We start from the raw sequence: 23003 nt of genomic DNA, 5'->3' as shown, positions 1-23003 counted from the left end.
AAGGAATGACATTGATTGAACGTGCAAGAAATTCAAACGATACTAGAAAAACAAGTAACGCTTCACAAAAGTTTGTCTGTCATTGTTAAAGAGAAAACGAACTTTATTATTAAACAAGATGTAAAGGCATTGACGGCTTCTTTGCAAAAAGAGCAATCTCATATAGCTGCTATTTCTGCACTGGAAACAAAACGTATAGAAGCGATGGAAAAAAGCGGACATGCTGCTCGCTCCATTGAAGAAATAGCAGGCTCATTCTCTGAGTACTCCATCTTGATACCCTTTCAAAAACAGCTAATAGATATAATTCAAGATATAAAGTATGCAAATGACTTAAACAATCAGCTGCTCACACAGTCTTTGCAGCTGATTCATACCGAACTAGACCTTCTTGTTCCATCGAAACGAGAGGATTCGTTCAATTACACAAAAACAAATAATAGATCGTTTCAATCAAACTCTATTTTTAATTCGAAGGCATAAAGAACGGAGGAAAGCAGAATGAGTTCAACATTTCATGGTTTGCAAGTGGCTAAACGAGGAATGGATGCCCAACAAGCGGCTCTTTACACGATTGGCCATAACGTATCTAATGCAAATACGCCGGGCTATACGCGTCAGCGAGTAAGTTTAGAAACGTTCCCAGCTTATCCAGCCCCAGGGATGAATCAGACTGGAACTGCGGGCCAAATAGGAATGGGAGTAGAAGCCAGCACGGTAGAGCGAATACGTGATACATTTTTAGATACCCAGTATCGAGATGAAACCATTAAAGTGGGGTATTGGGATGCGCGCGCTGGTGCTCTTGAAAAAATGGAGGAAATTATGAATGAACCTACTGAAGATGGACTTTCAGCTGTTTTTAATCAATTCTTTGAGTCCGTTCAAGATGTAGCTTCACACCCTTCAGAAGCAGGAGCCAGGTCTGTTATGATTGAACGAGCCGAAGCAGTAGGCGATACTTTCTCTTATTTATCTACTTCTTTAAAAACGGTTCAAAGTGATTTACAAAACGAGCGTGACGTAGCGGTAACACAAGTGAATTCTTTGTTAGAGCAAATAAGTAATGTGAACCAACAAATACAAAACGTAGAACCGAATGGCTATTTGCCTAATGATTTGTATGATGAAAGAGATCGGCTGCTAGATGAGATTTCTAAATTTATGCCGGTTTCTTTAGAGTATACAAAAAGCAGCGGGAACGCTTCTGCAACGTCAGAAGGAGTGGTAACGGTTCAGCTTCAAACGTCTCAGGGGCCTATTACTCTTTTAGATGGGAAAACTCATCAAGTAAATGCCATCAGTTTGAAAACAAATCAAGATTCCTATGTGACGGAAATTCATATAGGGGATGAGATACGGAACCCTGAGTCATTTCCTCAAGGAAAACTTAAAGGGTTAATTGAGGCTTCTGGATATATAGATAATAGTGGTAATAAAACAGGTGTTTACGCTTCAATGATTGATGATTTAGATGAAATGGCATATGAATTTGTAAATTGGTTTAATGATAAGCACCAACAAGGTGTCACACTAGATGGTGATACTGGTATGTCCTTTTTTAATGAGATTTCTCAGAAAGAAGGGGCTGCAACTGGAATTGTTATTGCTGATAAAATTAAACAAAACATAAACAATATTGCTGCTGCTTCTTCGGGCTCCTCTGGGGATGATGGAACTGGTCGCAAAGGAGATGGAAAAACTGCTCAGCTATTGTCTCAATTTCGTCAAAAGGTGCTTATTAATTCCGGGAATCAAGCTGTTTCCCTAGATGGCTTTTATCAATCTGTTATTGGCCAAATGTCAGTAGATGCCCAACAAGCCAACCGCTTAAAAAGTAATTCAGAAACCCTTCAGGGAGCTGTAGAGCAAAGGCGCCAGTCTATCAGTGCAGTTTCATTAGATGAAGAGATGACCAATATGATTCAGTTTCAGCATGCATATAACGCTAGTGCCCGTATGGTGACTATGATTGATGAAATGCTTGATAAAATTGTAAACGGTCTTGGAACTGGAGGAAGGTAAAGATGCGCGTCACACAAGGAATGTTAGCGGCTAATTCGTTAAAACAGATTAGCAATAGCTATAATAAGCTGGAAACACTTCAAAACCAATTATCAACGGGAAAGAAAATTACTCGTCCTTCTGATGACCCGGTAGTGGCTACTAAAGGAATGGCTTATCGTTCGAATCTTTCTGAAGTAAATCAATATAAACGTAATTTAACAGAAGCACAGTCTTGGTTTGATAGTTCAGAATCAGGACTTGAACAAGTCAATTCCATTCTTCAGCGCACTAAGGAGTTGGTCGTGCAAGGGTTAAACGGTACGAATGAAAGTGATGACCGTCAAGCGATTGCACGTGAAATTGAACAGTTAAAGCTGGATTATATGCAAGTAGGCAATACGCAGGTGGCAGGAAACTATATCTTTAACGGTGTAAATGTAGGAACAGCGCCTATAAGTGAGAATGCAAGCGGTATGATAGAATCGAATATTAACCTGGATCCTTTTTCAGTTGAAGTCTCAAAAGGTATCCAGTTAAGAGTCAATATTCACCCTGAAAACATTTTTGGACAAGGTGCATTTGACTTAATGAACAATGTTCAAACAGCTTTTGAGCAAAATGATGTAAACTCACTAAAAGATCTTTCTACACAGGTAGACACGCAGCTGTCTACGCTATTAGCGGAGCGATCTGAATTGGGAGCAAGAAGCAATCGGCTTGAGCTGATCGAAAACCGCCTTGATTCACAGGAAATTACGGCTACTAAGATGCTTTCAAATAATGAAGATGCAGATATTGAACAAGTCATTACGGATTTAACCGTACAAGAAAGCGTGCATCGTGCTGCTTTGGGAGTAGGGGCTCAAATTATTCAGCCTACGCTGCTAGATTTCTTGCGTTAAAAAGTTCCTTCTAAACAGAAGGAGCTTTTTTACAATGAAAAAAGATAACAAGAAAAAATCAATTAGCAAAGGTGTGATGAGATGAAAATTTCAACAAGCTATCATGGAGATATAGAAATAGATAATCAACAAACACTGACATTCAATCAAGGGATTCCAGGTTTTTTGGAAGAAACTGAATTTGTTATTTTACCACTTCCAGAAGCCGAAGCTTTCCAAGTTCTGCAGTCTATTCAAACCAAAGAAGTAGCTTTTATTATCACGGATCCATTTCAGTTTTTTTTAGATTATGATTTTCAACTAGAACCTCAGGAAATCGAAAAGCTTCAATTACAACAAGTGGAAGATGCAGCTGTTTACGTATTGCTTACGATGTCAAATTCGGTGGAAAAGATAACGGCTAATTTGCAGGCGCCTGTTATTATTAATACAAAGAAACAGCTTGCTAAGCAAGTGATTTTAATGAATACAGCTTACGAAACGAAGCACAGGTTATTTGAGTAAGAGGAATAGATAAGGAGTGAGTCCATGCTTGTTTTAACACGAAAGTTAAATGAAACAATCAAAATAGGTGATGAAATTGAAGTGACCGTCCTTGCAGTTAATGGTGATCAAGTAAAGTTAGGAATTCAAGCTCCAAAGTCTGTAGATATTCATAGACAAGAGATTTATGAAGAAATACGTAACGAAAATACAAGTGCTTCTCAAATTACATTACATGCTATTGACATGCTGAAACAATTACCGAAAAAGAAATAAAACGATCAGTTTGAAAATAATCAAAAATATACGGTATAAATAATATCTAAATCGGGAAAGATAAACATATAGTATTCCCCACTATGTCTTAAGTCTTTCTCTTCAAGAGAAAGGCTTCTTTTTTATCAAAAAAATCGAACTAAATTTCTGTTTTTTTCCTTTTTATCATGTATCATTAAATTTATTAAGTATAATTCAAATAAATTTAACAAAAGAGGAGAAGAGTAAATGAGTGATTTTCAAGAGTATCATGATTTATTAAAAGAAGCAGAAGATGTAGTTGTCAGCGCTTTAGCTGATACGATGGATTTATATGGGGTCACACCTTCAGTAGGAAGGCTGTATGGCATGCTTTATTTTATGGATGAGCCTGTTACATTAGATCAAATGAGTGAAGAATTGGGTATGAGTAAACCAACGATGAGTACATCCATTCGTTCACTGCAAAATATTGATATGGTCCACAAAGTGTGGAAAAAAGGTGTTCGAAAAGACTTATATGAAGCTGAAAAAGATTTTTCTAAGTCCTTTTTTTCATTTTTCTGTAAGAAGTGGCAAAGAGAAATTTCAGTTAATTTAGAGGCAATCGAAGAAGCGGAAAACAAGTTGCAGATTCTCTTAAATGATGAAGATGTGCCTGAGGAGATCGCAGTAAAAGCAAAGCGTAATTTAGCGCAGATTATAGAGTCCAAAAATTATTATCATTTCTTGAAAAAAGTAGTGAAAGTTTTTGACGACCGAAGAATCATCGATATTTTAAATGAAGAATTAGCGAAAGAGTAAATAAAAAAAGCTGTTGAAGAATCAACAGCCTTTTTATCATTTTTATACAGTTAATGGTGTAGCTTCAAAACAGCGATTATAAATCCATTCGTAACTTTTTACAGTTAAATCACGAGGGTTACCAACTGTTTGTGGATCATTAAATGCTTCTTGAGCTAAGCGAGAAACCGCTTCTTTTGGAACACCTTGTTCTTCTAAAGAAGGGATTTGTACATCTTTAACTAGTTGATATACTTCACGAACAGCTGCTTGAGCTGCTTCTTCAAGCGTTAATTCGTGTGTATTAACTCCTAAAGCTTGAGCTATGCGCGCAAATTTTTCAGGCTCGCCCATCCAGTTATATTCCATTACAGGACCTAGCATTGCTGCTACGCAAGGGCCATGGGCAATTGGATAAATGCCTCCTAATGTTTGAGCCATCGCGTGAGCTGCTCCTGCAGATTCACTTCCATATGAAAGGCCAGCGAGCATAGCTGCATGCGCCATTCCATAGCGTGCTTCGATATCCTGTCCATTTGCAACTGCACGTCGTAAGTATTTTCCAACGTACTCAATAGCTAACAAAGCAACAGAGTCTGTCATTGGTTGTGCAAAATGGCATGTATAACATTCAATTGCATGAGCTAAGGCGTCAATTCCTGTACCGGCCGTAATATGTGAAGGCATAGATACGTGAAGTTCTGGATCAATAATTGTTAAGTGGGCAGCAATTAAAGGTCCACCTGTATTAAACTTAAACTCACGAACAGGATCCGTAATGACAGCCCATTGTGTGACTTCACTTCCTGTACCCGCAGTTGTAGGAATGGTTGTTAAAGGGGGGATACGTTTTGTTAAAGGTTTTTTTCCTTCAGCTGCTTCATAATCTAAGACGGGAGCATTATGAGCTACTTCTACACCAATAGCTTTTGCCGTATCCATTGAGCTTCCGCCTCCAACAGCTACTAGTCCGTTGCATCCATTTTCTTTGTACATTTTTGTGCCGTCTGCTACCACGTGAATAGAAGGGTTGGCTTCTACTTGGTCAAATAGAATAACGTCTACGTCCGCTTCTTTTAAACTAGCGATTACAGGATCTGCTAAACCTACCTTTTTTACACCAGGATCTGTTACTAGTAAAACCTTAGATACACCTAGTTTTTTTACTTCTTCTCCAGTATGCTTAACAGCACCAATTCCATGTTTTACAACCGTTGGCATCTCAAAACTTTTTAAACGTTCCATTCTTTCAAATCGCATAAACATCTTTACATTCCCCCTTGAATTTTATTGAAACCAGCGCATTGGCTGTGGATTCGTATTCGTATAAATATGTTTAATTTCCGTATATTCTTCTAGCCCAATGTGGCTAAGCTCTCTTCCGATCCCAGATTGCTTATAACCTCCCCAAGGAGCCTGCGGGAAGTAGGGATGATAATCGTTAATCCAAGTTGTTCCCATACGGAGTGCTTTCACTACACGTTCAGCTCGATTCATATCACTTGTCCAAACGGCTCCAGCTAATCCATAGATTGTATCGTTAGCAAGTGCCACCGCTTCTTCTTCGGTGTTGAAGCGCTCAATGGTCATAATTGGACCAAATGACTCTTCTAGGACAACTTTCATATCTCCATGACAGTCTGTAAAAATAGTTGGTTCAATGAATAAACCTTTTTGTAAAGATTCTTGAGTTGGACGTTTGCCTCCTAAAACAAGAGAAGCACCTTCTTGTTTCCCAAGTTCAATGTAATGTTCCACTTTAGCTAGGTGTTCTTTTGAGATGACGGGTCCCATTTGAGTGGCTTCATCCATGCCGTCTCCCAGCTTAATTTTTTTGGCTTGTTCAATAACTGCTGAAACAAATTTATCGTGAATATCATCTTGAACGAGTAATCTCGCACCAGCTGAACAAACTTGACCGGCATGAAAGAAGACCGCATTTAATGCATAGTCAACCGCAGTGTCAAAGTCAGCGTCAGCAAAGACGATATTCGGATTTTTCCCACCGAGTTCAAGAGCGATTTTTTTAAAGTTGCCTGCGGCAGCCTGCATGACTTTACGTCCAGATACACCGCCGCCTGTAAAGGAAACTAAATCTACTAAGTCACTTTCTGCCATTTCTTGTCCAACGGTCGCACCGGGGCCGAGTACAATGTTAATGACGCCTGATGGAAAGCCAACTCTTTCAAAAATTTTCATCATATGAATAGTTGTTAAAGGGGTGATTTCGCTTGGTTTAATAACAATTGTGTTCCCAGCAGCAAGTGCCGGAGCCAATTTCCAAGAGGCTTGCAATAAAGGATAATTCCAAGGAGTAATTTGGCTGCATACACCTACAGGTTCGCGGACAACGCGGCTAACAGAATCGGGATTAGGTGACTCAATCATCTGTCCACCATCTTTATCTGCTAATCCAGCATAGTATTGAAAGACATCAGCAATTCCATCCATGTCTGCCAGGCTTTCAACGAGGGTTTTTCCAGTATTCAAGGTTTCAAGTTTAGCGAGTTCTTCACGATCATTACGAATTTCTTCCGCTACTTTAAATAGTAAAGAACCTCTTTGGGCCGCTGTGAATTTAGACCATTCACCTGCATCAAAAGCTTTTCTAGCTGCTTCAATAGCTTCTACAGTATCAGCACGAGTTCCTTCTGTAACGACAGCGATAACCTCTTGATTAAAAGGATTTATAATCTCTCTTTTCTCGCCGCTGCGTGCTTCAACCCATTCGCCGTTTATGTGCATTTTTTCAAGCGTCAGTGTTTGTTCCAATAGCATCGACCTCCAAATAATAGAATTTGTTAAATTTATATTTAACGTTCTTAACAATTCGAATTATAGCATCGGCTATTCAATTTAGTCAAATCTAAAAAATCGAAATGTTCAGAATTTATTAGATTATCTTCTCTGGAAGAGACTAATCATTCGGATATTAAGAAAAAATTTAACAAAAAGTAATAAAAAATCACTGATTGCTATGTCCCTTGATACAAAAGGTTTTTTTATGTACGAGCTATGAGAATATTATTCTTTTTTTATATGAAAACACTCAAACTTTTTTGACAATATCTTAAACATTCAGATATATTAACCATAGTACTATATCTGCTTGCATACAAACCTTGAGAAACAAAGGATTTTGAATGTGGAAATTAAGAAAGGAGTTTAGATGGAAGATGAAAATAATTATGAGTTCTTAGCAAAATAATAAAAAAAGTCAATTTAAATTATTTTAATATAATTATATAAACGTAATTTCTCCCCTTCGCATTGGTATTTATAATCCAACTATTTATATTTTATTCTAAAAAATCTATTTTTAGGTTTAATTGTATGCTGGTAGGAAAAAGGAATAGAGGACAATTATGTCTTTAGATTTCTTTATCAATTTAAAGGATGTGAGACGATGCAAAATGCTAAAAAGCCATTTCGTTCAGACACACAACAAGCCAGGCCTGAAAAGTCGAATGAGACTTCTGACTTTTCAGGGAAATCAAACAGGAACAACCGTCTACTAACCCCCTTATGGACAACTATTATAGGATTTTCCATCTTTATGGTTGTCGCATTTATCTATTCTCTCTATAATCCAGATCTCTATTGGCCAGGCCTCATTTTAATGTTCATTATGTATGGTGTTATTTATTTTATTGGTGCTCGAGCCGCTGCAAGTAAAAAAGGAAAATCAGATGATATGCTTGTTGCAGGAAGATCTATGCCGCTATGGATTTCAATGTTCACAATGACCGCCACTTGGGTAGGTGGAGGGTATATTGCTGGAACGGCCGAAACCGTTTATTCCTCAGGGCTGACATGGACTCAAGCGCCATGGTGTTATTCAATCAGCTTGATTTTAGGCGGTATCTTTTTTGCTAGAAAGATGAGAAGGTTTGAGTTTATGACAATGCTCGATCCTCTAGAATCTCGTTTCGGTAAGAAAATGGCTACGGTTCTTTATTTTCCAGCTATACTGGGAGAGCTGTTTTGGAGCGCAGCTATCTTAACTGCTTTAGGAACAACATTCGGTGTGATTTTAGGCCTCAGTTTTTCAATTTCCATCATTCTTTCCGCACTTATTGCCATTGCATACACCGTGATTGGCGGCTTGTGGGCAGTAGCACATACCGATATCTTACAGCTTTCTATTATGTTTTTAGGACTATTTCTGGTGCTTCCCTTTGCATTTTCGAATACGGGAGGAGTGGGAGCCGTTTTTTCTACTTATTCAGAAGGCATGACTGGTTCTCTTCGTTTATTTCCTCCAATAAAAGGCTGGGAAGATCCGAAATGGGGAAATACATATTGGCAATGGTGGGATAGCACATTTTTACTTATTTTTGGTGGTATTCCATGGCAGATTTATTTTCAGCGCGTGTTATCTGCTAAAAACGAAAAAGCAGCAATGTGGCTATCTATTACAGCCGGCATCTTTTGCGCGTTAGCGGCCTTGCCTCCAACTTTAATAGGAATGATAGGTTATAGTGCAGACTGGTCTTCATTTGGAGCGTCAAGCCCTGAGAGTGCGTCCATGATTCTAACGTATGTATTTAAATACCTAACGCCCGATTTAGTAGGAGCGATTGCACTTGGAGGACTAGCTGCTGCCGTTATGGCTGCAGTAGCGGCTTCGTTGCTTTCAGCGTCGGGGATGGCAGCCTGGAACGTGTATCGTCCGATTGTAAAACCAAATGCGACACAGGCGCAGTTAGATAAAGTTATTAAACGTTCTATCATTATCATTGGAACGGGAGCAACTCTAATTGCTTTGAACTCTGAGAGTGTCTACTCTTTATGGTATTTATCAGGGGACCTCGTGTATTGTATACTTTTTCCGCAGTTGGTTTGTGCTTTATTCTTTAAAGGAGCTAACTGGTACGGATCTTTGGCTGGGTTTATTGTGTCTCTTGTTCTTCGAATAGGTGGAGGAGAACCGCTGCTTCATTTAAAAGCGCTGCTTCCGTATCCGATGATTGAAGATGGAGTGGTCATGTTTCCGTTTCGCACATTTGCGATGGTAGGCGGGTTGTTAACTATTTTTATCGTTTCTTACGCGACGCGACGTATTTGCCCTCCTCAGCCGCTTCGAAATCTTCATCGTGACCTATCGGTTGAGAAATAATCAAAAGCAAAATAAAAAAGCCGCATCTGCGGCTTTTTTATTTTGCAATATTTTCTGACTCGGAAAATTGATCGTCAGGTCGCTTGTTGTTTGTTTTTTTGATGAACGAGTATGAAAGAAGAACCACAGCGGTTAATCCAAGAGTTAAGAAAAACTGTGAGCGCATCGAATCAATAAATGCCATCGATAAGAAGATCACGGTAATAACAGCAATTGTTACGTATGTTAAATACGGGAACAACCACATTTTCATTCCTTTAATTGGCTGGTTGGTTTGAATCATTTTCTTACGCAGGCGTAAATGAGAAATAGCGATAGCTAAGTACACAATAAGAGCAATGGCTCCTGATGCATTAACTAAGAATAAAAAGAGTTTATCCGGCGAAACGAAGCTAAAGATAGCACATACATATGCGGCAGCTGTGCTAATCCATACGGCTCTTGCCGGCACGCCTGATTTGCTTACTTTTGCTAAAGCGCGAGGAGCTTGTCCCTTTTGAGCTAATGATAAAATCATTCGTGAGTTCGTATACAAAGCAGAGTTTAAGCAAGACAAAACGGATACTAATACGACTAAATTCATAATTTGTGCAGCTGCTGGAATATTGACCATTTCTAACATAGTTACATATGGACTTTTTAGTAAATCAGCTGAGTTCCAAGGTAAAAGAGTTACTAAAATAGCAACTGAACCAATATAGAAAATTAAAATTCGCCATACGACACTGCGAATAGCAGTTGTGATAGCTTTTGCTGGGTTTTCTGATTCACTAGCTGCAATAGCCGCAATTTCCGCCCCGAAATAAGAGAAAATAACGGTGATAACTCCCAAAAAGATAGAGTTCGTACCTTTTGGCATAAAGCCTCCGTGGCCCGTTAAATTAGCTAGACCAGGTGAAGATGTACCTGGGATTAATCCGAAAATGATAGCTAAACCGATTCCCATAAAAGCAACGATTGCCACAATTTTAATCATAGCAAACCAATATTCAAATTCTCCAAATGATTTGACAGAGAACAAGTTTGTTAAAGTTAATGCAAAGGTTAAGATTAAGCTTAAAAGCCAAATTGGTACGGAAGGGAGCCATTCATGAACAATTGCTCCTCCTGCAGTGGCTTCAATCGCAATTACAATTAGCCAGAAAAACCAGTAAAGCCATCCGACAGCATAACCTGCCCATGCGCCAATTCCTTGCTGAGCATATGTTGCGAATGAGCCTTTATCTGGGTTTACCATAGCCATTTCACCGAGCATACGCATCAATAGAACGACTAGCAGTCCGGCTGCTGCATATGAAACTACTGCTGCTGGGCCTGTTGCATTAATAACGGATCCGCTTCCTACAAATAAGCCGGCTCCGATAATACCTGCAATGGAAATCATGGAAACGTGACGTTGCTTTAACTTTCCGTGTGATTCTGTTTTGTTTCCCATCGTATTCACTCCTTTAAAATTATCGAAAGACTATTAGAAAATAAAGTAAATTCTGAAAATATAAATAGAAATTCCTCCCCTTACCTTTATAATAAGCAAGAAGTGTGCCAATTATCAAATTCCTATAAAAATCGACTTTAAGTTACTAAAATTGTCGTTTTTTAAGTCTAAAAAGACTTGATTTATTCATCGTAGACTTATTCACCGTTTGGGACGTCTGGTATATACGTACATTTTATACAAGTTTTCGACATACATCTTATTTATCTTGTATGATAAAAGAGAAATCGGTATTATATTCCAAGAAGAATGTTTGAGAGGGTGCATGTGTTTGAGAAAATTTATAGCTGTTATTTTTCTATTTATTATCCTTTTAGTTGGGTTGTACTTTTTCGTTAGTCCAGTCAGAAATATTGAAAAACTTGATCAGACTGCTTCATTATCTTCACTGGCACAAGAAAAGTCCGCTCATGCGACGTCGCTAGAACTGAACGGAGGCTCTCCTATTTTAGGATACCGATTAAGCGAGAGCGATGTTAATGATTATTTGCGCAGCTACCTTTACGAAAATGATGAAACGGTTGACGGAGCAGAAGCTGTGTTGCTTCCAAAACATATAAAATTTTATATTAATAAACATGTAGTATCTTTTATGGAATCACAGTTTATAGTTGACGTAACACCAAATGCCGAAAATGGAAAGCTTGTTTTAAAGGTGAATAGCGTGCATTTAGGAAGAATGCCGATTCCGATGTCACTTGTCTGGGATCGCTTAAATATTGATAAGGCTTCTGATGTCACGGTCGATAAAGAAATGAATGAAATTACTCTGCTCAATAATTTGCCAGATTCCATTTCGTTTGAGCAAGCAGATACAACGGATGAATATATAAATTTATCTGCCTCTGTAACCATTGATTCGTTACGAGATATTATAAATCTAGCACCATACCTTATTCCTAAGGATATTCAAAGAAATTTATCCCAGAAACTGAACTTGCTTGGCCAATAATAAAAAGCTCACTTATTGTAGAAAAATAAGTGAGCTTTTTCTATCTTGCACCATTTGACCTATGAAAAAAATGTTTGTTTTACCGATACAAAATAGAGAAGTGTTGAACCTATGAACGAATAAGAAGATTCGAAAAAATACACTCATATTTTATGACTAACAGTTGATGGATAGATGAATAAAAAAACGGTGGTGATGGTAAGTGGTAAGAGTAAGTGGGCTAGCAAGTGGAATGGATATTGATCAAATCGTCAGTGATTTAATGAAGGCTGAACGTATGCCTATTGATAAAATGAAAAAACAAAAGCAAACGTTAGAGTGGCAGCGAGATGATTATCGCTCTATGAACTTGCTGTTATCAGAATTTAATAATCTCGCTTTTAATATGACCTTGCAGTCTTCTTATTCATCCAAAACGGTATCTTCATCGGATGAAACGAAAGTAAAAGCAGCAGCTACTTCCTCAGCAGCAAATGCCTCTTATACTCTTTCAAACGTGACAATGGCGACTGCTGCTCAGAGTATTAGCACTAGTATTGATTCTAGTATAGATCCGACGAAAAGCTTGTGGTCTCAACGCGGGTCGATGGATTCAAGTGTGTGGACTGAGAAAACAGTGGAACAAGCTGCCATAACATTAAGTGCGGATACTAGTACAGTGAAATTAGCTAAAGGTGCTGTTTCTGCTGTAAATCAGAACACAGGCACTTTAAACTCTATATCTGTTACCACGGATGGTACAAGTAAAGCCTATACCGTAAGAATAGGAACAGCGGCGGGAATTATAAATTCTAATGAAGTATTCATTAACGAAGACACAGGTGAAATGACGTTTGGTACAACATTAACAAGCGGCAGTACAATTGAAGCGTTCTCGTATCAGCAAAATGTGCTGAACTTTTCTGTGACAACTTATGATAGTACAGGCAAAGCAACAGGAAATATTCAAGATGGGGGAAGTACGCCATTTGAATTTGACGGTTCCACCTCATTAAACACCCTTCTCACACAAATCAGCAATTCAAAAGTAGGCATTTCAGCCTTTTTCGATGAAGGAACAAATAAAGTTGTCATGACTCGTAAAGATACAGGAAATTTATCTTCTGCTGATAGTGCGGATGGTTCAAACATGGTTTTTTCAGGAGGATTTTTGACGGGCTTTTTACAGCTCGCCGGTGATGCCAAAGGAACAGACGCAAAATTCACGCTAAACGGTCTAGAAACAACTCGTAAGTCCAATACATTTACAACGGGAGGCGTTACCTATACTCTTCAAAACAATTTCACAGGAGATGTGCGCGTTAACGTAAGTAATGATACGCAAAAAGTATTTGATACAATTAAAGATTTCGTGACCAAATACAATGAACTGATTGAGAAAATTAATGGGAAGATTACGGAAGAAAGAGACCGGAACTATCAGCCTTTGACTGATGAAGAAAGAGAAAAACTAACCGATAAACAAGCTGAGCAGTGGGATGAAAAGGCGAAAAGCGGTTTGTTAAAAGGAGACTCAATTTTATCAAGCGGGCTAAACCAAATGCGTTCTAACTGGTATGCCTCTGTATCAGGAATGAGCGGAGGATTTTCGCAGCTAACCGACATTGGCATTTCAACTAGCGCAAACTATACCGATCGAGGCAAGCTAGTCATAGAAGGCGACGGAACTAAATTAAAAGAAGCAATTGAAAAAGATCCTCAGTCTGTGATGGATTTATTTATGAAAAGTGGAAGTACAACAAGTGAAAAAGGGGTTGTACGACGTTTACGAGATACGATTACTCAAACCGTATCCAAAGTTGAGCAGCGCGCTGGCCGTTCAACATGGACAAGTGAACAATTTTTACTTGGGCGGAATTTAAAAAGCGTAAATAGCCAAATCACTAGTTTTGAAAGCAGGCTCACACAAGTAGAGGACCGGTATTATCGTCAGTTTACAGCAATGGAAAAAGCTATTCAAAATGCAAATGCTCAAAGCGCGCAGTTATCGCAATATTTTAGTTAAGAAGGAGTGAACGTTTATGGCAGCAAATAATCCATATCAAGCGTATCAGCAAGGAGCTGTTCAGACTGCTTCTCCAGGAGAGTTAACGCTTATGCTGTATAACGGGTGTTTAAAATTTATCAAACTTGCACGAACAGGCATACAGGAAAAAAATATTGAGCTGAAAAATACGAATCTGTTAAAAGCACAAAATATTATTCAAGAATTAATGATTACCCTTGATACAAACGTGCAAGTTGCTAAGTCTATGATGGCTATGTATGACTATATTAACCAGTGTTTAATTGAAGCAAATACAAAAAATGACACAGCAAGCTTGGATGAAGCGGAACAATATGTAACAGAATTCCGCGATACATGGAAGCAAGTCGTGCAGCTTCACCGCCAGCAAGTCCATGGAAGCGGCGGTCAAGCATAAATATGATTAACGACCTATATCAGCTAACTGATGAGATTTATCGGCTTATTCAAACATTTTCTGACAAAAATCGAGAAGAAGGCATTCAAAAGTTAGAGTATCTTCTATTAAAAAGACGTGACCTCATAGAGAAACTGCCGCCAAAAAGTAGGGATAATGAATCGATTGGTAAGAAAATTGTCGAAATGAATAAGGAAATTGATCAAAAGCTCATCTTAATTCGGCATCAAATTATGGTAGATCTCCGTTTGCTAAAAGCGAAAAAAAAGCATAGTAACAGATATGTAAACCCTTACGAAACAAAAACGTTTGATGGAATGTTTTACGATAAAAAAAATTAATCCTGCGTAAAAAAATACAACCCTTCTTCTTATGAAGAAGGTCTATTTTTTTGGTTTTTTCATAAACTTTTCTCAGGTTCCATAAATTTTAACTAAATTTTCAAAAAATTTTAATAGTTTAGGAAGGGATTGTGTCGGGTATTGTAGAATTGTAGAGGTATAGCAATGGATTAAAGGAGGAGTTCGAACATGATGTATAACATTCGCGGTGAAAACATTGAGGTGACTCCAGCAATTAGGGAATACGTAGAGAAAAAGCTTGGTAAGTTAGAGCGTTATTTCGACGAAACACCAACTGCTGACGTAAATGTAAACTTAAAAGTCTACAATAACGATCAAAAAATAGAAGTCACAATCCCAATGAATGATCTCGTATTGAGAGCTGAAGAGACACACAGTGATTTATACGCAGCTGTCGATCTTGTCCTAGATAAATTAGAGCGTCAAATTCGTAAACATAAAACAAAAGTAAATCGAAAAATGCGTGAAAAAGGCGCTGAGAAGTATCTGTTCGCAGCATTAGAAAGCGAAGCGAACGTAGCAGTTGCAACTGAAGAAGATGAATTAGAGCTAGTTCGTACAAAACGATTTAACTTAAAGCCAATGGATAGTGAAGAGGCTATTTTGCAAATGAATATGTTAGGACATAGTTTCTTTGTGTTTACAAACGCTGAGACCAACATTACAAACGTTGTATATCGAAGAAAAGATGGACGATATGGATTGATTGAACCAAACTAAGATTATAGGCTCTCTTAAACAAGAGCAGTAAAGTAAAAGCAGCGTGCCTCCGCACGCTGCTTTTTAGCTGCTTAAAAAAATAGTTCCATCACTACATAGCGCGTAGAAGATTTGGTGAATACACGCGTGGTTTCTTTCATGTTGAATGCCTGATAAAAAGAGACTTTATTTTCTCGTGCGTTACACCAGATCTTTCGTACCCCAAGGTTCTTAGCTTTGAGAAAAACCTCCTCTAGTAGACGACTGCCATATCCTTTTCCTTGTTCTTCTTTGAGAGTAGCAAATTTTCGAAATTGAGCTTCATTACCTGTTATAAATAAGGAAACAACTGATTTTAACTCTCCTTCTTCAAACAGTCCATAGTGAATGCCTAATGGATCATCTTTCAGCTGAATATAACTGAAATCTTTATCAGGCCACATGACGGTATGTCGGACTTCCCAAGCTTGTTCTTTTGTAATCGATTGAATATTCATTCTACATTCCCCTTTTTTATTGTAAGAGTGAGGCAGGGGAAATCACAATAGAAAATAACTTGTTAATAGAGTAGTACTAGTAAAGAGACAGACGAAAAAGGGTACAAGTTGCTACTTGTTTAGCTGCAATGTTACAATTTTACTCAGAATGTTTTATAATGAAAGATACAGATATGAATGAAAATAGTATAAAATGTACTGATTATAAATAGAGGAGCGTTTTAATATGCTTGGATTATTTAAAAAAGTGTTTGACGGCAATCAGCGCCAAATCGGCCGTTTAGAAAAAATGGCGGACCAAATTGATGCGTTAGGTCCTGAAATAGCGTCTTTAACAGACGATCAGCTTCGTGAAAAAACGGCTGAATTTCAACAACGCTACCAAAATGGCGAATCGCTCGATAACCTATTAGATGAAGCTTTTGCGGTTGTACGGGAAGCAGCGAAACGTGTGTTAGGCATGTATCCGTACAAAGTTCAGCTAATGGGGGGTATTTCTCTGCATGAAGGGAATATCTCGGAAATGAAAACGGGTGAAGGTAAAACGTTGACAGCTACTATGCCTGTATACTTAAACGCCATTACAGGAAAAGGTGTACATGTAGTAACAGTCAATGAATACTTAGCGAGCCGTGATGCTAGTGAAATGGGTCGTTTATATGAATTCCTAGGCTTGAAAGTAGGTTTAAATTTAAACCATTTAACGCGTGAAGAAAAGCAAGAAGCATATGCAGCGGATATTACGTATAGTACAAATAATGAACTCGGATTTGACTATTTACGTGATAACATGGTGCTTTACAAAGAACAAATGGTTCAACGTCCGCTTCATTTTGCCGTAATCGATGAAGTTGACTCTATCTTAATTGATGAAGCACGTACGCCGCTTATTATATCCGGCAGCGCGCAGAAATCGACTGCTCTTTATATTCAAGCTAATGCATTCGTTCGCACGCTTGATAAAGAAACCGATTTTACTTTTGATATCAAAACAAAAAGCGTTCAGCTAACCGAAGAAGGTATGTCAAAAGCAGAGCGCGCATTTGGCATTGAAAACTTATTTGATATTTCACACGTAGCGCTAAACCATCACATCAACCAAGCGCTTAAAGCACATGTAACGATGCAAAATGATGTGGATTACGTAATTGATGAAGATCAGGTCGTAATCGTTGACCAATTTACTGGTCGTTTAATGAAAGGAAGACGTTTTAGCGACGGCTTGCATCAAGCTATCGAAGCTAAAGAGAATGTTGAGATTCAAAATGAAAGCATGACGTTAGCTACGATCACATTCCAAAACTACTTCCGTATGTATGAAAAATTATCAGGTATGACGGGTACAGCTAAAACGGAAGAAGAAGAATTCCGTAATATTTACAATATGCACGTTGTTGTTATTCCGACAAACAAGCCAATTTCACGTGATGATAAAGCAGATTTAATTTATAAGTCAATGGAAGGCAAGTTTAATGCGGTAGTAGATGATATTGCTGAGCGCCACGCAAAAGGACAGCCTGTTCTTGTTGGTACAGTTGCGATTGAAACATCTGAAATTTTATCAGCTTTATTAAAGAAAAAAGGCATTCCTCATCACGTTTTAAATGCAAAACAGCATGAGCGTGAAGCGGATATTATCGAAAATGCGGGTCACAAAGGTGCGGTAACAATCGCAACAAATATGGCCGGTCGTGGTACAGATATCAAACTAGGTGAAGGTGTCGTTGAAGCTGGAGGTCTTGCTGTAATTGGTACAGAGCGTCATGAATCACGCCGTATTGATAATCAGCTTCGCGGACGTGCTGGACGTCAAGGGGATCCAGGGGTATCTCAATTCTATCTATCCATGGAAGATGAATTAATGCGCCGATTTGGTTCAGATAATATGATGGCAATGATGGATCGCCTTGGTATGGATGACTCACAGCCAATTCAAAGTAAAATTGTAACAAGAGCTGTTGAATCCGCTCAAAAACGCGTTGAAGGTAATAACTTCGATGCGCGTAAACAATTGCTTCAATATGATGACGTGCTTCGTCAACAGCGTGAAGTTATTTACAAACAGCGCTTTGAAGTACTTGATTCAGACAACCTGCGTGCGATTGTAGAACGTATGATTGAATCAACTCTACAGCGTGTGGTTGAAGTAAACACACCGCGTGAAGAATTAGAAGAAGAATGGAATTTACAAGCGATTATTGATTACGTAAATGCTAATGTTCTTGAGGAAGGTGAAGTCACAGAAGAAGATCTTCGCCGTAAAGAGCCTGAAGAAATGGTAGAACTGCTGGTAGATCATGCAAAAGCTCGTTATAATGAAAAAGAAGAGCAGCTCCCTGAAGAACAAATGCGTGAATTTGAAAAAGTTGTTGTTCTTAGAGCAGTTGATTCTAAATGGATGGATCATATCGATACGATGGATCAGCTTCGCCAAGGTATCCACCTTCGTGCGTATGGCCAAACAGATCCTCTTCGCGAATACCAAATGGAAGGTTTTGCGATGTTTGAAAATATGATTGCAAGCATTGAAGAAGAAGTGACGAAGTATATCATGAAAGCAGAAATTAACAACAACCTTGAGCGTCAAGAGGTAGCGCAAGGTCAGGCGGCTGTTCATCCAAAAGAAGGAGATGCGCCGGCTAAGAAGAAGCCAAAAGTAAATGCAATAGAAGTTGGCCGAAATGATCCTTGTATCTGCGGAAGTGGCAAAAAGTATAAAAACTGCTGCGGTAAAGAATCATAAAGTAAGAGTCAATTAGTATAGAATGAATTAGTACAGGAAGGAAATGAGTCTTCTCATTTCCTTCCTGTGCGTCAAAAATAAAATAGAGGTGTTCAACTCATGGATTTAGTAGAAATTAAGCAAGAACTTGACAAAACAGCTAAGCGATTAGCGGACTTTAGGGGGTCTCTTTGACCTCGATACAAAACAAGCTCGTATCGATGAATTAGATGAGACTATGGCTGATCCAAATTTTTGGAATGACCAGCAGGCAGCTCAGACTGTTATTAATGAAGCCAATGGTTTGAAAGATGCAGTAAATCAATTTAACCACTTGGATGAAACATATGAAAATTTGCAAGTGTCTCATGAACTTGTAAAAGAAGAATACGATGAAGATTTAGCAGAAGAACTAGTTAGTGAATTAAAAGAGCTTATATCAGGCATGAATGACTTTGAATTACAGCTGCTTTTAAGCGAGCCGTATGATAAAAATAATGCCATTTTAGAACTGCACCCAGGTGCTGGTGGAACAGAATCACAGGATTGGGGTTCAATGTTACTACGTATGTATACGCGCTGGGCGGAGAAAAAAGGTTTCAAAGTAGAAACGCTTGATTACTTACCTGGAGATGAAGCTGGTATTAAAAGTGTAACGCTTTTAATTAAAGGTCATAATGCGTACGGGTATTTAAAAGCTGAAAAAGGCGTTCATCGTCTCGTTCGTATTTCTCCGTTTGATTCATCAGGCCGTCGTCATACATCATTCGTATCGTGCGACATAATGCCGGAATTTAATGATGAAATTTCAATTGATATTCGTACGGAAGATTTGAAGGTTGATACGTATCGTGCAAGTGGTGCGGGAGGTCAGCATATCAATACAACAGATTCAGCTGTTCGTATTACTCACCTCCCAACTAATGTAGTCGTATCTTGTCAGACAGAACGTTCACAAATTAAAAACCGTGAGCAAGCAATGAAGATGTTAAAATCTAAGCTGTATCAATTAGAAATTGAAAAGCAGCAAGAACAGCTAGCTGAAATTCGCGGAGAACAAAAAGATATTGGATGGGGAAGTCAAATTCGTTCGTACGTATTCCATCCGTATTCATTAGTAAAAGATCACCGCACAAATACGGAAGTCGGAAACACGCAAAGCGTAATGGATGGAGATCTAGATCCGTTTATCGATGCGTATTTACGTTCTCATATTTAATTAAGAGGCAGCATACTTAGGTATGCTGCCTTTTTTTAGTTGTTGGACTTTGTAAAATTTGGATGAAGAAAAACGAGCGTAAAGAACTATTGTTAAAAAGAAAATTAAGAAAATGAAGAAATTTAAAGGTTGCTGTCGTCAGTTCAATTATTTTGTCAATGAAATAAAATGGTTAAAAATACCTGTTTTGCAGTAAGTGCTTCTTTACAATCCTTTATATTCCTTTTACAAACAGTATTTATAATTTGAGTTAAATCATGAGGAAGGGGCATGTGCAGTGGAAAATAAATCGTTAAACGAATTAATAGAGCAAGTGAAACAGAATAGCTTTTCTTCGAGTAAAGGGTTTGATAGACGGCGTTTTTTACAAGGAGCTGGAAAAGTAGCGGGAGTATCACTTGGCTTAACAATTGCTCAGTCTGTTGGTTTAAATGCAGTAGAAGTTTCAGCTGCAGCGCCTAAATTTTCAAGTTATCCGTTCACTCTAGGCGTCGCATCAGGAGACCCTTTAGCAGATAGCATTGTTCTTTGGACAAGATTAGCACCAGACCCATTGAATGGCGGGGGAATGCCTAATCAACCTATTCCAGTAAAATGGGAGCTTAGTGAAGATGAAGACTTTCATCGAATTGTCAAACGAGGAACAGAAGTGGCTAGACCTGAACTTGCTCATTCGGTTCACGTTGATGTAAAAGGATTGAAGCCGAGTCATATTTATTATTATCGATTTAAAAGCGGCCATGAGTTAAGCCCGGTTGGAAAAACAAAAACACTTCCTTCAGCAAATGAAGAAGTAGCCAGTATGACGTTTGCATTTGCTTCGTGTCAGCAATATGAACATGGGTACTTTACAGCCTATGAGCATATGGTTAAAGAACAATTAGATTTTGTCGTTCATTTGGGCGATTACATCTATGAATATGGACCAAACGAGTACGTGGCTGCAAGCGGAAACGTTCGTACTCACAGCAGCGCAGAAATTCAAACGCTGCAAGATTATCGAAACAGGCATGCTCAGTACAGGGCAGATGCCAATTTGAAGTCTGCTCACGCTGTTTTTCCATGGATTGTGACGTGGGATGACCATGAAGTAGAAAACAATTATGCAAATGTAATTCCTGAAAAAGGCCAATCAGTAGAAGCATTTATTCAACGCCGTGCGGCAGCTTATCAAGCTTATTACGAACACATGCCTTTGCGTCAAACATCCTTGCCTCACGGAGCGGATATGAGATTATATCGTGACTTTTCATATGGGAAATTAGCTTCTTTTCAAGTGTTGGATACGCGTCAATACAGAGACGATCAAGCAAACGGAGACGGAACAAAGCCGCAAACGCCAGAATCTCTTGATCCCAAACGTACGCTATTGGGGAATGAACAAGAAAAATGGCTGTTTACTAATCTTGAAAAGTCAGCGTGTCATTGGAACGTACTGGCTCAACAAATTTTCTTTGCCCCAAGAAAATTTGGAACGGCTGCTAAGCCTACATACAGCATGGATGCATGGGATGGGTATACGGCGAATCGTCAGCGCGTCATTGATTTTATTGAAAAGAAAAAGTTGGACAATGTCATTGTACTAACTGGAGATGTACACGCTAACTGGGCTTCTAACTTATACGCGGATTTTGCTAACCTTAATTCAAGAATTATTGGTGCAGAGTTCATCGGCACCTCCATCACTTCCGGAGGGAACGGAGCAGATAAACGAGCAGACACGGATAAAATTTTAAGTCAAAATCCACACCTCACATTTTTTAATGATTATAGAGGATATGTAAGGTGTACGGTAACTCCTGATATATGGCAAGCCGATTATCGCGTTGTGCCTTTTGTAACAGAGCCTGGTGCAGAAATTTCAACTCGAGCTTCCTTTCAATATAAAAAAGATGGAAAAGGTATGACGGAAGTTGAAGTAAATAACGTGCCGCGTGGACTAAAGATTTCTAAGGAAGTAGAGGAAGATCGTATGCGGGCACACGGGAAAGCACATGAAAAACAAGAGTTGAAAAAGAAAGAAAAGGTTCAGCAGTAAACTAAGTAAGAAAAAGGAGGTCAAGTATGTTTTCTAATATTGGAATCCCTGGTTTGGTTATTATTTTAGTCATTGCGTTAATAATTTTTGGACCGTCTAAGCTGCCGGAAGTTGGACGAGCGTTTGGACGAACATTAACTGAATTTAAAGGAGCAGCAAAAGGGCTCGTATCAGATGATGAAAGTGTTAAAGAAAAGCAGACCGCAACCGTTTCTGAACAAAAAGGGAAGGAATCCACATTGTAAGTAAGGAAATAGACGAGGAAACTCGTCTATTTCTACTTGTCAGAAAGGAGAGAAAGACAATGGGAGAAATGAGCTTGATGGAGCACCTTGAAGAATTGCGTGTTCGTATTATTAAAACACTTTGTGCATTTGTAGTTTTACTTATTGTTAGTTTTGTATTTGTGCAAGATATTTATCACTGGCTAGTAAAAGATTTGGACGGCAAGCTTGCGGTACTTGGACCAAGTGAAATCGTATGGATTTATATGGTGATTGCATTTGTTTTTGCGCTGGCTTTTACACTTCCAGTAGCTGCTTATCAAGTATTTCGGTTTGTTTCACCCGGGTTAAAAAAGGAAGAATATAAGGTTCTGATTACCTTCATTCCATTCTTTTTTCTTTTGTTTGTAAGCGGACTGGGGTTCGGTTATCTTGTTTTATTTCCAATGGTTTTAGCATTTTTAACGGGCTTATCGAATGATCAGTTTTCACTGATGTTTACGGCGGAGCATTATTTCCGTTTTATGCTTAATCTTTGTTTACCGTTTGGGTTTTTATTTGAAATGCCTTTAGTTGTTCTATTCTTAACGCGCTTAGGGGTTCTAAACCCATTAAGATTAGCTAAAGCAAGGAAGCTCTCTTATTTTGCTTTAATTGTGATATCCGTACTTATTACTCCTCCTGATTTTATTTCGGATATTTTAGTCATTGTCCCGCTTCTGCTTTTATATGAGCTCAGTGTGACAATTTCACGCGTAGTATACAAAAAACGTTTAGGAAACGAATCAATTGCTTAATCGTATACATAAGTGTGATGAGAGAA

21 protein-coding genes are annotated in these 23003 nt (G+C 38.5%); 17 read left to right on the top strand and 4 right to left on the bottom strand.

The window, feature by feature from the left end; all coding sequences use genetic code 11:
• Window positions 1-21 precede the first annotated feature (21 nt).
• From OK414_RS26585 to cudC, 6 genes are all read left to right on the top strand, one after another.
• Complete coding sequence (locus tag OK414_RS26585) at window positions 22-483, top strand: flagellar protein FlgN (protein WP_223269021.1); 462 nt, start codon at window positions 22-24, stop codon at window positions 481-483.
• Window positions 484-501: 18 nt separating this feature from the next.
• Window positions 502-2025, top strand: a complete 1524-nt coding sequence (flgK, locus tag OK414_RS26580) for a flagellar hook-associated protein FlgK (protein ID WP_128821407.1) — start codon at window positions 502-504, stop codon at window positions 2023-2025.
• 2 nt (window positions 2026-2027) lie between these two features.
• Complete coding sequence (flgL, locus tag OK414_RS26575) at window positions 2028-2909, top strand: flagellar hook-associated protein FlgL (protein WP_034648341.1); 882 nt, start codon at window positions 2028-2030, stop codon at window positions 2907-2909.
• An 81-nt stretch (window positions 2910-2990) separates the two neighbouring features.
• Window positions 2991-3413: a flagellar assembly protein FliW gene (fliW, locus tag OK414_RS26570; protein WP_016765897.1), complete on the top strand. Its 423-nt coding sequence runs from the start codon at window positions 2991-2993 to the stop codon at window positions 3411-3413.
• Between the two features lie 24 nt (window positions 3414-3437).
• The gene (csrA, locus tag OK414_RS26565; RefSeq protein WP_263045915.1) at window positions 3438-3668 is read left to right on the top strand and encodes a carbon storage regulator CsrA; all 231 of its coding nucleotides are present in this window, start codon (window positions 3438-3440) and stop codon (window positions 3666-3668) included.
• 228 nt (window positions 3669-3896) lie between these two features.
• Window positions 3897-4451: a choline uptake/conversion transcriptional regulator CudC gene (gene cudC / locus OK414_RS26560; protein ID WP_034648343.1), complete on the top strand. Its 555-nt coding sequence runs from the start codon at window positions 3897-3899 to the stop codon at window positions 4449-4451.
• Between the two features lie 42 nt (window positions 4452-4493).
• On the opposite strand, the gene OK414_RS26555 is transcribed toward cudC, so the two are convergent.
• On the bottom strand, window positions 4494-5696 hold the full coding sequence (locus OK414_RS26555) for an iron-containing alcohol dehydrogenase (RefSeq protein WP_074681776.1): 1203 nt from the start codon (window positions 5694-5696) through the stop codon (window positions 4494-4496).
• 21 nt (window positions 5697-5717) lie between these two features.
• Window positions 5718-7208 (bottom strand): betaine-aldehyde dehydrogenase, encoded by a 1491-nt coding sequence (betB, locus tag OK414_RS26550; protein WP_263045914.1) that lies wholly within the window; start codon window positions 7206-7208, stop codon window positions 5718-5720.
• Between the two features lie 628 nt (window positions 7209-7836).
• On the opposite strand from betB, the gene OK414_RS26545 reads away from it, so the two are divergent.
• Window positions 7837-9549, top strand: a complete 1713-nt coding sequence (locus tag OK414_RS26545) for a sodium:solute symporter family protein (RefSeq protein ID WP_047931143.1) — start codon at window positions 7837-7839, stop codon at window positions 9547-9549.
• A gap of 37 nt (window positions 9550-9586) precedes the next feature.
• Here OK414_RS26545 and OK414_RS26540 read toward each other — a convergent pair whose 3' ends face one another.
• Window positions 9587-10984, bottom strand: a complete 1398-nt coding sequence (locus tag OK414_RS26540) for an amino acid permease (protein ID WP_034648348.1) — start codon at window positions 10982-10984, stop codon at window positions 9587-9589.
• 331 nt (window positions 10985-11315) lie between these two features.
• On the opposite strand from OK414_RS26540, the gene OK414_RS26535 reads away from it, so the two are divergent.
• The 5 genes from OK414_RS26535 to hpf all read left to right on the top strand — a co-directional run bounded on the left by OK414_RS26535 (window position 11316) and on the right by hpf (window position 15501).
• Window positions 11316-11996 carry a hypothetical protein gene (locus OK414_RS26535; protein WP_016765892.1) on the top strand — a complete coding sequence of 227 codons (681 nt, stop codon included), beginning with the start codon at window positions 11316-11318 and terminating at the stop codon, window positions 11994-11996.
• A gap of 202 nt (window positions 11997-12198) precedes the next feature.
• Window positions 12199-14001 carry a flagellar hook-associated protein 2 gene (locus OK414_RS26530; protein WP_216875709.1) on the top strand — a complete coding sequence of 601 codons (1803 nt, stop codon included), beginning with the start codon at window positions 12199-12201 and terminating at the stop codon, window positions 13999-14001.
• 16 nt (window positions 14002-14017) lie between these two features.
• Window positions 14018-14419, top strand: a complete 402-nt coding sequence (gene fliS / locus OK414_RS26525) for a flagellar export chaperone FliS (RefSeq protein WP_025752547.1) — start codon at window positions 14018-14020, stop codon at window positions 14417-14419.
• Entirely contained in the window at window positions 14359-14760 is a 402-nt protein-coding gene (locus OK414_RS26520) for a flagellar assembly protein FliT (protein ID WP_234943174.1), read from the top strand. Before fliS ends, OK414_RS26520 begins: the two co-directional genes overlap by 61 nt.
• 189 nt (window positions 14761-14949) lie before the next feature.
• The gene (hpf, locus tag OK414_RS26515; RefSeq protein WP_013059750.1) at window positions 14950-15501 is read left to right on the top strand and encodes a ribosome hibernation-promoting factor, HPF/YfiA family; all 552 of its coding nucleotides are present in this window, start codon (window positions 14950-14952) and stop codon (window positions 15499-15501) included.
• A 71-nt stretch (window positions 15502-15572) separates the two neighbouring features.
• Here the strand turns inward: hpf and OK414_RS26510 are convergent, their stop codons facing one another.
• On the bottom strand, window positions 15573-15977 hold the full coding sequence (locus OK414_RS26510; protein ID WP_016765889.1) for a GNAT family N-acetyltransferase: 405 nt from the start codon (window positions 15975-15977) through the stop codon (window positions 15573-15575).
• Between the two features lie 226 nt (window positions 15978-16203).
• Here OK414_RS26510 and secA point away from each other — a divergent pair, with 226 nt between their 5' ends.
• From secA to tatC, 5 genes are all read left to right on the top strand, one after another.
• Complete coding sequence (secA, locus tag OK414_RS26505; RefSeq protein WP_034648353.1) at window positions 16204-18720, top strand: preprotein translocase subunit SecA; 2517 nt, start codon at window positions 16204-16206, stop codon at window positions 18718-18720.
• Window positions 18721-18819: 99 nt separating this feature from the next.
• Window positions 18820-19918 (top strand): peptide chain release factor 2 gene (gene prfB, locus OK414_RS26500; RefSeq protein ID WP_114324550.1). Its coding sequence is split into 2 segments (ribosomal slippage): window positions 18820-18882 and window positions 18884-19918, totalling 1098 coding nucleotides; the frame shifts between segments, so codons are not numbered across the junction.
• Between the two features lie 304 nt (window positions 19919-20222).
• Entirely contained in the window at window positions 20223-21956 is a 1734-nt protein-coding gene (locus OK414_RS26495; RefSeq protein WP_370531032.1) for an alkaline phosphatase D family protein, read from the top strand.
• A 26-nt stretch (window positions 21957-21982) separates the two neighbouring features.
• A complete protein-coding gene (locus OK414_RS26490) occupies window positions 21983-22201 on the top strand; it encodes a twin-arginine translocase TatA/TatE family subunit (protein WP_034648359.1) in 219 nt (72 codons plus the stop codon).
• A 59-nt stretch (window positions 22202-22260) separates the two neighbouring features.
• Window positions 22261-22977, top strand: a complete 717-nt coding sequence (tatC, locus tag OK414_RS26485; protein WP_034648361.1) for a twin-arginine translocase subunit TatC — start codon at window positions 22261-22263, stop codon at window positions 22975-22977.
• Window positions 22978-23003 lie beyond the last annotated feature (26 nt).

Source organism: Priestia sp. JV24 (assembly GCF_025910025.1).
GTDB lineage: Bacteria > Bacillota > Bacilli > Bacillales > Bacillaceae_H > Priestia > Priestia megaterium.
The sequence above is the reverse complement of the archived record's forward strand: the minus strand, read 5'-3'. Positions and strand labels throughout refer to the sequence as shown.

Excerpts from the sequence above, each read along its gene's own strand:
- flgK (WP_128821407.1), top strand. The coding sequence starts at position 502 with ATGAGTTCAACATTTCATGGTTTGCAAGTGGCTAAACGAGGAATGGAT.
- flgL (WP_034648341.1), top strand. The coding sequence starts at position 2,028 with ATGCGCGTCACACAAGGAATGTTAGCGGCTAATTCGTTAAAACAGATT.
- fliW (WP_016765897.1), top strand. The coding sequence starts at position 2,991 with ATGAAAATTTCAACAAGCTATCATGGAGATATAGAAATAGATAATCAA.
- csrA (WP_263045915.1), top strand. The coding sequence starts at position 3,438 with ATGCTTGTTTTAACACGAAAGTTAAATGAAACAATCAAAATAGGTGAT.
- cudC (WP_034648343.1), top strand. The coding sequence starts at position 3,897 with ATGAGTGATTTTCAAGAGTATCATGATTTATTAAAAGAAGCAGAAGAT.
- OK414_RS26555 (WP_074681776.1), bottom strand. The coding sequence starts at position 5,696 with ATGTTTATGCGATTTGAAAGAATGGAACGTTTAAAAAGTTTTGAGATG.
- betB (WP_263045914.1), bottom strand. The coding sequence starts at position 7,208 with ATGCTATTGGAACAAACACTGACGCTTGAAAAAATGCACATAAACGGC.
- OK414_RS26545 (WP_047931143.1), top strand. The coding sequence starts at position 7,837 with ATGCAAAATGCTAAAAAGCCATTTCGTTCAGACACACAACAAGCCAGG.
- OK414_RS26540 (WP_034648348.1), bottom strand. The coding sequence starts at position 10,984 with ATGGGAAACAAAACAGAATCACACGGAAAGTTAAAGCAACGTCACGTT.
- fliS (WP_025752547.1), top strand. The coding sequence starts at position 14,018 with ATGGCAGCAAATAATCCATATCAAGCGTATCAGCAAGGAGCTGTTCAG.
- OK414_RS26520 (WP_234943174.1), top strand. The coding sequence starts at position 14,359 with ATGGAAGCAAGTCGTGCAGCTTCACCGCCAGCAAGTCCATGGAAGCGG.
- hpf (WP_013059750.1), top strand. The coding sequence starts at position 14,950 with ATGATGTATAACATTCGCGGTGAAAACATTGAGGTGACTCCAGCAATT.
- OK414_RS26510 (WP_016765889.1), bottom strand. The coding sequence starts at position 15,977 with ATGAATATTCAATCGATTACAAAAGAACAAGCTTGGGAAGTCCGACAT.
- secA (WP_034648353.1), top strand. The coding sequence starts at position 16,204 with ATGCTTGGATTATTTAAAAAAGTGTTTGACGGCAATCAGCGCCAAATC.
- OK414_RS26490 (WP_034648359.1), top strand. The coding sequence starts at position 21,983 with ATGTTTTCTAATATTGGAATCCCTGGTTTGGTTATTATTTTAGTCATT.
- tatC (WP_034648361.1), top strand. The coding sequence starts at position 22,261 with ATGGGAGAAATGAGCTTGATGGAGCACCTTGAAGAATTGCGTGTTCGT.